General features: G+C 48.4%; 5 protein-coding genes. 4 read left to right on the plus strand and 1 reads right to left on the minus strand.

Going from position 1 to position 12,109, the window contains the following annotated elements; all coding sequences use genetic code 11:
* The first annotated feature begins 49 nt into the window (after positions 1 to 49).
* The 4 genes from M1L52_RS15825 (at position 50) to M1L52_RS15840 (ending at position 9,597) form a co-directional block, all read left to right on the plus strand.
* Positions 50 to 1,936 carry a DUF5686 family protein gene (locus tag M1L52_RS15825; RefSeq protein ID WP_248615983.1) on the plus strand — a complete coding sequence of 629 codons (1,887 nt, stop codon included), beginning with the start codon at positions 50 to 52 and terminating at the stop codon, positions 1,934 to 1,936.
* 52 nt (positions 1,937 to 1,988) lie between these two features.
* Positions 1,989 to 5,147: a UvrD-helicase domain-containing protein gene (locus tag M1L52_RS15830; protein ID WP_248615984.1), complete on the plus strand. Its 3,159-nt coding sequence runs from the start codon at positions 1,989 to 1,991 to the stop codon at positions 5,145 to 5,147.
* Positions 5,144 to 8,083, plus strand: a complete 2,940-nt coding sequence (locus M1L52_RS15835) for a PD-(D/E)XK nuclease family protein (protein ID WP_248615985.1) — start codon at positions 5,144 to 5,146, stop codon at positions 8,081 to 8,083. The genes M1L52_RS15830 and M1L52_RS15835 overlap by 4 nt, the downstream gene beginning before the upstream one ends.
* A 269-nt stretch (positions 8,084 to 8,352) precedes the next feature.
* Positions 8,353 to 9,597 (plus strand): DUF5103 domain-containing protein, encoded by a 1,245-nt coding sequence (locus M1L52_RS15840; RefSeq protein WP_248615986.1) that lies wholly within the window; start codon positions 8,353 to 8,355, stop codon positions 9,595 to 9,597.
* Positions 9,598 to 9,635: 38 nt separating this feature from the next.
* On the opposite strand, the gene M1L52_RS15845 is transcribed toward M1L52_RS15840, so the two are convergent.
* Positions 9,636 to 12,095: a helix-turn-helix domain-containing protein gene (locus tag M1L52_RS15845; protein WP_248615987.1), complete on the minus strand. Its 2,460-nt coding sequence runs from the start codon at positions 12,093 to 12,095 to the stop codon at positions 9,636 to 9,638.
* Positions 12,096 to 12,109: the final 14 nt, after the last annotated feature.

Below are 12,109 nucleotides of genomic sequence, written 5' to 3' on the forward strand. Positions count from 1 at the left end.
TTTAATCAAAAAGGAATCTATTATCATTTTTTTTACTAATTTTGGGGCAATGAAACACATACACACCCTCTGTCTTGCTGTGGCGATGGCCTTTTCAGGCACTGCCAAACCAGCTGATACCAACGACTCGATGCGTGACACAACACGCGTTGCAGTGGCTGGCAAAGACCTTGTGGTGAACTATGTATATGAGATTCCGAAGCGCAACTTCACCATGTGGCTCATACCCACGATGCACAACTTTGCCAAGGGACCACGGCGACACAGCGCCACGGAGCGATGCCGACTGATATACAAGGACGGAAAGGTGGGACAAATACAGCTGCTCTCGCGCAACACAACCATACGCCACAACAGAAGCGTGATGACGGTGCTGAACGCGATGATGCTGCCAAACTTCAAGTCGGAGACACTATACGGCAAGCACATACTGTCGCCATTCAACGATGGCAACCGACGCTACTACAAATACACCACGGTAAAGAAAAGCCGAAGGACAAATACCGTGATGTTTGAACCACGATTCTGTGAGAACACGCTGCTTGTAAGCGGAACGGCAGTGATAGACTCAAGGACTGACGAAGTGATCAGCGCAGAATATAGCGGAGAGTTCGACATGATAAGGTTCCACGTAGTCTATAAGCCAAGGACATGCAAGACCGACATAGACTTCCGCTTCGCAGGAAATCAGGTGAAGTCGGAGGTAACGATAGCCAAAGCCAATAACAATGCATATATAGACTACACAGGGAGAAACATAATAGCAGCAGAAGACACAATGACAGTGGAAGAGCCCGACACCACGAAGAAGAGCACCACACTGCAGAGCCTTGAGAACATAGGCACAAGCATAGGCGGACATCTGCTTAGCAGCCATTCGGCACAGATCATGGACATAAACCTGAAGATGTCGCCAGTGATAGCTCCCCACTATCTGAACTACAGCCACAGCCGTGGACTGTCGTACAAGATGCAGTTTGCTGCCGAGTATCCCACAGGCAAGAACAGCACGCTGTCGCTACTGCCCATCCTTGGCTACAACTTCAAGATAAAGCAGTTCTATTACGAGGCGCCTCTGAGATACACCTACGACAAGGAATGTGACAACTACGTGGAGCTGAAGTGGAGCAATGGCAACAGAATATATAACTCATCGGTCATTGATGACCTGAAAAGGGTTTATGGCGAATACTACATCCCCAAGGACAACGAGCTGGACATGTTTGACAACAACAAGCTGTCACTCGTCAGCCATTACAACATAACGAAATGGCTCACTACGGAAGTGGGTCTGACGTATAACAGGCGTTCGGCAACAGACCGCCACAACATGATGAAATATGCGAAGAAAGATGTATATCAGAGCTTTGCGCCAATGTTCGGAGTGATACTGAAGCCATGGAGCAAAGGGCCTGTGCTGGCATTGAGCTACGAGCAGGGAATAAAGATAAAGGACTTTCTGGACTATGGACGCACGGAGGGTAGCGCATCATACAGTATGAGCCTGCCTGCCACGCAGAAGCTGAACCTAAGGGTTGCCGGAGGCTTCTATTCAAGGAAGCGCTCAAATATATTCATGGAATATACCAATTTCAGTGAAGACTTCCTCCCTGGCGGATGGGATGACAACTGGACAAACGACTTCCAATTGCTCGACTCACGTCTGTATAACATCTCAAAATACTATGTCAGCGGAAATGTAAGCTACTACACACCAATAATGTTCACCACCGTCATACCTCTGCTAAACAGGTATGTGGAACGTGAGCGCTTCTATCTGAACACGCTGCTGTTGGAGCGCGCCCGTCCCTACTACGAGCTGGGCTACGGCATAAGCACACGAGTGCTCTCCGTGGGACTCTTCGCCAGCTTCTTCAACGCAGAGATACAATCGGTAGGAGCAAAGTTCACCTTCGAACTGTTCCACCGATGGTAATTCTAACCTCTTACCTCTCACCTCTTACCTCTCACCTCTCACCTCTAAAGACATGTCCACATCACTCACAGTATATAAAGCAAGCGCCGGCAGCGGAAAGACCTTCACGCTGGCAGTGGAATACATTACGCTTGTGGTAAAGAATCCACAGGTTTACAGGCAGATTCTCGCCGTAACCTTCACCAACAAGGCTACGGAGGAGATGAAGATGCGAATAATGAGCCAGCTCTATGGAATATGGCGACAGCTCGACTCGTCGAAGGACTATACCGACAAGGTGTGCAAGGCGCTCGACGCCTCGCCGGAGTTCGTAGCCAAACAGGCAGGCACGGCGCTGAGATATATCCTGCACGACTACACCAACTTCCGCATAGGAACCATTGACTCGTTCTTCCAGACCATACTGCGCAACCTGGCACGCGAGCTGGAGCTCAACGCCAACCTGCGAGTGGGGCTCAACGACAAAGATGTGGAGGAGCTGGCTGTGGATGACATGATAGAGAACCTGTCAACCAACGATGCCATGCTGAAATGGATTCTTCGCTATATCATGGAGAGCATAGACAGTGACAGGTCATGGAACATCATTGGACAGATAAAGAAGTTCGGACTAACCATCTTCAAGGAGTTCTACAAGTCAAACAGTCATAAGCTCTACGAAGCCATGAAGCAGCCTGACTTCTTCGAGAACTTCACCAACGAGCTGCGAGCACTACAAGCCAGCGCAGAAGAAAAGGCAAAAGCCATTGCCAAGGAATTTTTCAGCGAACTGCAAGGTGCTGGCTTTAAGATTGAAGACCTCTCATACGGAACTGGCGGCGTGGCAGGTGTGTTCCTGAAGCTGGAGAAAGGAATACCTGAAGAAGGCTTCGAAGGCAAGCGTGTGAGCGACTGTCGCGAGGATGCCGAGAAATGGTGCAAGAAGAAATGTGACAACAGGGAGGCGCTGCTCGCACTCGTTAGGAGCAAGCTGATGCCGCTGCTGGAGAAAGCCATCAGCGAGTATCCGCAACTGAGAAAGCTGCACCAGTCGGCAGAGCTCACGCTGAAGCATATAAACCAATTGAGACTGCTCGAACATATTGAAGCAAAGGTGAGAGAGCTGAACACCACTGCCAACAGGTTCCTGCTCAGCGACACACAGCAACTGCTCCACGAGCTGATAGAGACAGGCGACTCGCCATTTATCTTCGAGAAGATAGGCACGCAGATAGAGCACATCATGATAGATGAGTTCCAGGACACATCGACAGTACAGTGGAAGAACTTCCAACTGCTGCTGCGCGAGACGATGAGCCGCACGGAAAGCGCCAACCTCATAGTGGGCGACGTAAAGCAGAGCATATACAGATGGCGAAGCGGCGACTGGCGTCTGCTGGCAAACATTAGAGACGAGTTTCCCAGCAAGGAGCAGATGGAGATACTGCCCCTGAAGACCAACTATCGCTCGTCGAGAAACGTAGTGGAGTTCAACAACGTGTTCTTCACCAAGGCTGCAGAGTCAGAAGACATCAAGGCCTACGATGATGTGGTACAGCTGTTGCCCGAAGGCAAGCCACGCGACGGATATGTCAACGTGACGCTGATGCCTGCCGAGGACTATCAGGAGCGAGTGCTGGAAGCGATGAGAGACACTATAGACGAGCTGCTGGCAAATGGAGTGAAGCCATCGGAGATAGCCATACTCGTAAGAGCAAACAACCAGATACCATTGATAGCCAACTACTTCATGAGCGAGCGCCCTGACTTGTCGATAGTCAGCGACGAGGCATTCCGTCTGGACACATCGACTGCCGTACAGACAATTGTACAGGCTCTGCGTCTGCTCATACATCCCAACGACAACATTGCAAAGGCGTTTCTCGCGAAACAATATTCGGAGGAAACGATGCTCCACGAGATGAGCATAGACGAGATGCTGCCAAAGGCAATGAGCGAGGAGCGCGACACGCTGATACGTCTGCCTCTTTATGAACTGACAGAACGCCTCTATGACTTGTTCCGCCTGCAACAGACGAAGGGACAGAGCGCCTACCTCTGTGTGTTCTTCGACATCGTGGCCAATTTCGTGAACGAGCGCACCACCGACATTGCCGACTTCCTGCACGAATGGGACGATACGCTCTGCTCGAAGACTATACAGAACGCCGAGGTAAGCGGAGTGAGAATACTAAGCATACACAAGTCGAAAGGACTGGAGTATCAGCATGTCATCATCCCGTTCGCAGACTGGAAGATGGAGCACAGAGACATCTTGTGGTGCTCGCCAAAAGAGGCACCTTTCAACCAACTGCCCATTGTTCCAATAGACTTAAGTCAGAAGGGGATGAAGGGAACAATCTACGAAAGCAACTACGACGAGGAACACCAGCAGAACATTGTCGATAACATGAACCTGCTATATGTTGCCTTCACGCGTGCTGCCAAGACGCTTCACGTAATAGGACGTCGCTCTGCCTCGGGCACCCGCTCGGAGCTGATTGAGATGACACTACCTGTTGTGGCAGAGGAACTTAAGGATGCCACCATCATGGGTATGGAGAGTGATGGCGATGACATAGTCTTTGAATTTGGAACAAAGACCATCGCCAAGAAGGAAGCAGAAGAGGACAAGAAGCAATCAGACAGAAAGCTCAACGTGTTCTTACAGGATGCTCAGCCCATTCAGCTTAATCTCCTCACCTACTCTTCCAAGGTGGAGTTCAGACAGAGCAACGAAAGCCGCAACTTCGTGCTCACAGAGGACGAGGAGATAGAACAGGCTTCATATATCCAGTTGGGCAGCGTGCTACATAACATCTTCTCGTCGATACGCACAACAGCCGATATTGACAATGCGCTGAAGCAGTTGGAGCTAAGCGGAATAATCTACAACCACCACCTGACACGCGAAAGATTGGATAAGCTCATACGCGAGCGAGTGAGTCATCCGAAGGTGGCAGAATGGTATTCAGACAAATGGACGCTATTCAACGAGTGTACCATACTCGATGTTGACAAAGAGTCGGGCAAGGTATATGAGCGACGCCCAGACAGGGTGATGACCGATGGCAACGAGATGATTGTCGTGGACTTCAAGTTCGGACGTCAGAACGAGGACTACAAGAAGCAGGTCAGAAAATACATGGAGCTGCTCGAGGAAATGGGATATAATAATGTGAAAGGTTTTCTGTGGTATGTCTATACCAACAAAATAGATGAAGTGAAATGAAAGCATTCCTGGAATATGTAGCAGAAGACTTGCTCGCCAAATATGGCAGCAACCTCTCAAGGACAGCCATAGTGTTTCCTAACAAGAGAGCAGCCCTCTTCCTCAGCGAATATCTCGCAAGGAAGGCAGGGAAGCCTATATGGAGTCCGAACTATATCACCATAAGTGAACTGTTCAGAAAGAACTCAGAGCTACAGGTGGCCGACCCCATAAAGCTGGTATGCGACCTGCACCGTAGCTTCACCTCTCAGACAGGCATAGACGAGACGCTCGACAAGTTCTATGGCTGGGGACAGTTGCTGATAACCGACTTCGACGATATAGACAAGAACATGGCCGATGCCGACCAGCTGTTTGCTAACATTAGCAACCTGCACGAACTCGACGACCTGTCATATCTGACGGAGGAGCAGAAAGAGATACTGGCGAAGTTCTTCAGCAACTTTGCCGATGACCAGCAGACAGAGCTGAAGAAGCGCTTCATGAAGCTGTGGGCGAAGATGGGCGACATATACCACGACTTCAACAGTCGTCTGCTTGAGCAGGGACTGGTCTACGAGGGCGCACTCTACAGAAGTGTGGTGGAGAGTGGTGACATAGACTATGAGTACGACAGATATGTCTTCGTGGGCTTCAACCTCCTTCACAAGGTGGAGCAGCAGCTCTTCACGATGATGAAGAAGGAAGGACGCGCCACATTCTACTGGGATTTCGACAGATACTACATGCCCAACAAGGGCGCAAGACATCAGGACAACAGCGCAGGACACTATATTGCGCAGTATCTTAGCGACTTTCCCAACGAACTGGACACAACGCGCGACGAGATATACAACAACTTCACAGCAAAGCGCAACATCAGCATAATATCGGCTTCGACAGAGAATGCACAAGCGAGGTTCATAAGCTCGTGGCTCACGGATGACTCCACAGACCAGAAGACGCGTATTGCCGACGGGCACAACACGGCAATAGTGCTCTGCAACGAAGGACTACTACAAAGCGTTATCCACTGTCTGCCTGAAGATGTTCATGAGGTGAACATCACCACGGGCTATCCGCTAATACAGGCACCTGCAGCATCGCTCGTAAGCATGCTGTTCGAACTGCAGACGACAGGATGGTCCACACAGCATGAGTGTTTCCGACTGAAACAGATAAAGGCGGTGCTCAACCATCCTTACACGAAGTTCATCACAGAGAACGCCACGAGTCTGGAACGTAAGCTGAGCGACGAGCGTGTCTATTATGCCTCAGAGGACATGCTCGCCTTTGACGAAGGAACGAAGATGCTGTTCAAGCATGAAGACACGCTCAAGGGCATGCTCGACTGGCTATGCACGATAGTGCAGGATGTGGCACGCAACTATGAACAGCAGGAGGGAGCCAACGAACAGGGCGATCCCCTAATACAGGAGACGCTGTTTAAGATATACACCCTGCTGAATCGTCTAAATGCACTCGTGGAGTCGGGCGACCTGACGATTGACCTCCCCACCCTGCAACGACTGCTCATACAGCTATGGTCATCGGCAAGTGTTCCATTCCACGGCGAACCCATCAACGGAATACAGATCATGGGAGTGCTCGAGACAAGAAACCTTGACTTCAACCACCTGCTCGTTCTCTCATGCAACGAAGGCAACATGCCGAAAGGCAGCTCAGACACATCGTTCATACCCTATAGCATAAGAAAGGCGTTTGGACTCACTACGATAGACCACAAGGTGGCAATCTATTCCTACTATTTCCACCGTCTGATACAGCGTGCTGGCGACATAACGTTCATATACAACAACTCTACAACAGACGGACAGACAGCAGAGATGTCACGCTTCATTCTGCAGCTCATGGTGGAGAGTCCCCACGACTTCAGCTTCTACACTCTTCAGTCAGACATGAGGATGCAGAAGTTCATGCCGAAGGAGATAGAGAAGACGGAGGTCATAATGGAGAAGCTGATGAAGCGCTTCGACATCCGCAAACAAACGGAGACGCCACACTCGCCTCTGCTCACGCCATCGGCAATAAACAGATATATGCGCTGTCCGCTTAACTTCTACTATTACTATGTCTGCGGACTAAGCGAGGACGACGAGACCGATGACGACCGCATAGACAGCAGAGCATTCGGAAACATCTTCCATGAGGCGGTGCACATGCTCTACACACGTATGACTACACAGACAAACATCATCACAGCCTCAGCCATTGGCGACCTGCTGAAGAACGGTGTTGACATAGAGCGGGCAGTCGATGCTGCCATACAGAAGGAGCTGTTCAAGAACTCGCGTCTCTCTGCGAACTTCTCATTCAAGCAACTCAACGGACTGCAAATAATAAACCGCGAGGTGATAATACACTATGTAAGACAGTTGCTGACTAACGACAAGCAGCTGGCGCCATTCAGCATCGTGGGACTGGAGAGAGACGTCACGGCACGCTTTGAGTCGGAAAACATCTGCACAACCATAGGCGGACGCGTGGACAGAATGGACCGCATAGTAGAGACATCGGAAGACGGAACAAAGACGGAACGCATAAGGGTGATAGACTACAAGACGGGCAGCAAGCAGGCAAACAGGCTTGACAACGTGGGAGCTATCTTCAACGCAGACAACCTGTCAAAACACAATGACTACTTCCTGCAGGCGCTACTCTACAGCTGCATAATCAGCGTATCGAAGGACTTCAACCCCAGCAACCTCGAGGTGAGCCCTGCCCTACTCTTCATACAGCATGCTGCAAAAGAAGGCTACGATCCAACGCTCTTCTTCGGCAAAGAGCGCATAAACAGCGTTGAACAATATCGACAGGAGTTCGGCACTCTGCTACGCGAGACAGTCAACACAATATTCAATAAGGAAGAGCCATTTAAACCTACAGCCGACAAACAGAGATGCGCAACCTGTCCATACCGACTGATTTGTAAGTAAAAGCGCCTATCTTGCCTCTCTATTTCAATATAATAAAACGACCACGAATTTAACAAATAAAACGAATTTATCCATGCGGAACGAAATATAAATCCATCTAAAGATGCAACGAATTAAAACGAATTGCCACGCACAACAAAGAATCACTTGTGATTCGCTTAGTTAAAATTTGATATAAATTCAAAATAATAGAGAAAATAATTCGTTCAATTTGTATAATTCGTGGTAGAAAAGAAAAGCCAAAACTTAAATATAACAACAGAGACGACATGAAAAGAATAATCATAGCGCTACTCACCATTTTTCCACTGACTGTCTTTGGATGGCACGAGGTGAAAGTGCCAAACGTGAAATCGCTGCAGGTAAGCGTAAACGGAGAATGGACGAAGCTACCCGTAATGGAACTTGGCAGCAACGACGTGCTATCAGTAAGCTTCGATGAGCTGTCGCACACCTACCACCGTTTCGCTGTTCACATGGAGCATTGCGAATTCGACTGGACCACGTCGGAAGGGCTCTTCGAGAGCGACTGGCTGCAAGGCTTCAACGACTGGCAGATAGACGACTATATGAACTCGCTTAACACGAACGTGCTCTACACCAACTACACGTTCCAGATTCCCAACGACATGTGCACGCTGAAGATGAGTGGCAACTACAGGCTGCACATCATTGACGAAGACTGCGACAACGAGGAGATTGCCTGCGTGGAGCTTCGAGTAGTGGAGCCGATAGTAACGTTAGGAATGGGCATCAGCACGAATACTGACATAGACATGAACCGAAGCCACCAGCAGGTGACGCTTGGAATGAGGCTGAACGGTCTTTCCGTAACCAACAACGAAGAACAGGTGAAGGCCATCGTGATGCAGAACGGATATGAGGGCGACATGCGCAGCGAGGTGGCTCCAAACATCATCACGATGAACGAGATGAGATGGGAACACCGTCGCGACCTTATCTTTGATGCCGGCAATGAATATCACAGATATGAGGTGCTCGACCCTACTCACATCACCCTTGGTCTTGAAAAGGTCTATTGGGACGAAGATGAATGTCGCTTCCATGTTTATCCTGACCAGTGCGAACCTCAACGCAACTACCTGTACTATCGCGATGCCGACGGCGCTTTCCTCATAAGAAACAGCAACAATGTGGAGAACGACCGCATAAGCGAATATGTTTATGTTCACTACAAGTTTGCGCCCGTGAGGGAGTACAGCGATGCTACGGTGTTCATAGACGGAAGATGGGCTACAGAGGATAGCAGCACCTATGTGATGACCTATGACGCAAAGGACCGTTCCTATAATGCTACGATTCTCCAGAAGCTGGGTTACTACAACTACCGCATAATGCTATCAGACAGAGATGGCAGAGTGATGAGAATGCCAGAAGAAGGAAACTTCTATCAGACAGAGAATCGCTACGAAGCATTCGTCTATTACAAGGAGACTGGCGGAAGGACATGGCGACTGGTAGGATATAAAGAGGTGTCGTTTCAAGCTCAATGAAACGACACCTTAATATATTAACACGTAAAACTTAAAATCTACGATTCCTTCATCTCATTTCTATACTCCTTCGGTGTAAGCTTATACTTATGGAAGAAACAGCCCATGAAGTAGTTTGGCGTATAGAATCCACACTGATTAGATATTTCCTCAACAGTAAGCTCTGTATTGAGCAACATCTCAGCAGCCTTCTCAATACGTACTATCTGAGCCAGTTCACGAGGACTCTTGTAGAGGTTGGCTGTCATCATGTCATAGAATTTTACGATGTCCATATTACATGCCTCGGCGACCTCACGCATGGTGAAACCTTTCTTGTTCAGACGGACAAACGGAATGACGACAAGCATAAGCTCTATAAATTCAGGTGTAAGCTTAGTTGCCGCATCATACTTCTTATTGAAGAGATCCTCGTCTGAGGGTGCAAGGAGCTCATTGCCAAAGGCATCGCACCTGTCAACAAACGATGTTATCTTTCTCAAGATGTCTTTCTCTTCAGTATTTCGGCGAGCACGCATCTTAGTATTCTTTCCGTAGAGCAAGAAGTTGATAACGAAAAGAATCATGATGACTACGATTATCAACATATAGAGACCTGTTGCCTGCCACCATGGCTGGTTTACATGGATAACCCATTCATAAGGAATGGTGCCCTCCCATGAGTCAGGGAACATGGATGCCTGAACCTCAATATGATAATCGCCAGGCTTCAAGCCGATAAGTGGCAGGTGCAGATTGCCCTTCGCGTCAACAAGTTCTGAGCCTTGGAAATAGGAATACACATTCCATTCATCATTTATTTCCCTTAACCTGACACGATAGCATGTCTGTTGAGGACGGAAATAGTTAAGGCCAGAGAATGTCAGCGACAGCGTGTTCTGGTCAGAGTTAACGTTTATCTCGCGTACTCTTGTTATGGCGCTGCTGATAATCGTTCGTCCGTCAAGGGTCTCGCCAGGCTCCACGAACGTACCGTTCACCATCAGCTTGATGAGCTTGGGATACATAGTCACAGGACGGCGATTGTTAACGAGCTCGAATCCTGCGGGATTAAACTCCAAGACATGATCTATTGACTGCATGATGATTGTTCCGTCGTCAAGACACACTGCCTTACAGTTCACAAACGACTCGTTAGGCACCTTGTCGTGAGAAGTGAAATTGTTTATCAGGGCAATCTCATTACCCTCAAAGATGATACACGCTATTCCGTAGGAAGTGCCAATCCAGATGTTATGATTCTTATCCTCAACAACAGAGTGAATCACCTCGTTGATAAGGCCGTTCTTCTTATTAAACACAATAGGCTCAGACTTCGGGTTCTTATACAAATACAAGCCTGTCATGGTTCCGAACCAGTTCCAACTTCTGCTGTCGGTAAACATGCAGTTGGCACTCTTACCATTGAACTCAGTGATGTTCTGAGCCAGATTGTCCATCTTTGCTGCATATTCAACAGCCTTAGGATGATCAAACGTATAGACATGGAAAGGCGATGGTGAAGGGGCTGCATAAAGCACTCCATATCTCTGAGTGCCGAACCACAAGCCGCCCTGTTTGTCAAACATCACCGTGTTACAGTGAACGTCAAGTTCCTTTCCACTTGCGAGCTTCAGCTTCTCTATATGCTGCTGTTCACCAGTCTTGATGTCGTGAACCCAATATCCTCGCCCTGCAGCAACAAAGAGCTTTTCATTCGATACCGCCATGTTGTTCAGGGCATAGGGCACAGTCAACAGATGTTTCCACTGCAGCGTCTTGAAGTCAAAAAACATGAGAATGCCACCAGCTTTGCCATTGCGTATCACGAAATATCCGTTCTTATATTTCAGACATATTGATGATTGGATGTATTTCTGAGCGGTCTCCCAATCATACGCATTAGTACGATGGATAATCTGGCCACTGTTAACGTCAATACCCATCTCCTCACCATTGTCAAAGAATGTAAGAAGTGTATCGCCACGAGTATCAAGGTTCTGCAGGTTCCTGTCTTTCAGTACTTGGAACTCCTTCTTTCTATCAATATCATAGAGACCTTTGTCTGTAAGCAGCCACAGGTCTCCGCCATAATCGGTGAAGAGGTCGAGTACATGCTGATCGCATCCCAGTTCTTTCAGAACTCCGTCAACGTTTGGCCTAAACTCCTCCATCCTTAGGTCAACACACGAAACAGAGTGAGTGCTTTTAACCCAAAGATGGTGGAAATGGTCAAAATACAGGCGATCGTTTCCACGATAGTCTGACAGCAAATACTGATAAGACTGGTCGGTATCAATATGAGTAAAGCTTGTGCCGTCATAGAAATTCACATTGCCAATAGTTGATATAATCATTCTGCCTGTCTTGGTGCAGACTATGCACTGAGCGCTATTGTCTGCCAGTCCGTCAGCAGCATTAATGATAGAGAACTCTCTCGATTCCTCATTGGCACTCGCATTTACAGAAAATGCAAGCATCATCAGCAACAGGCAAATATGATTAATAGCAGATTTCATTCTTCTTGACTTAT

It is taken from the genome of Prevotella sp. E13-27 (assembly GCF_023217965.1).
Classification (GTDB): domain Bacteria; phylum Bacteroidota; class Bacteroidia; order Bacteroidales; family Bacteroidaceae; genus Prevotella.

Bases quoted from the DNA above. Each gene is read 5' to 3' on its own strand.
- M1L52_RS15830 (WP_248615984.1), top strand. From the start codon at position 1,989: ATGTCCACATCACTCACAGTATATAAAGCAAGCGCCGGCAGCGGAAAG.
- M1L52_RS15840 (WP_248615986.1), top strand. From the start codon at position 8,353: ATGAAAAGAATAATCATAGCGCTACTCACCATTTTTCCACTGACTGTC.
- M1L52_RS15835 (WP_248615985.1), top strand. From the start codon at position 5,144: ATGAAAGCATTCCTGGAATATGTAGCAGAAGACTTGCTCGCCAAATAT.
- M1L52_RS15845 (WP_248615987.1), bottom strand. From the start codon at position 12,095: ATGAAATCTGCTATTAATCATATTTGCCTGTTGCTGATGATGCTTGCA.
- M1L52_RS15825 (WP_248615983.1), top strand. From the start codon at position 50: ATGAAACACATACACACCCTCTGTCTTGCTGTGGCGATGGCCTTTTCA.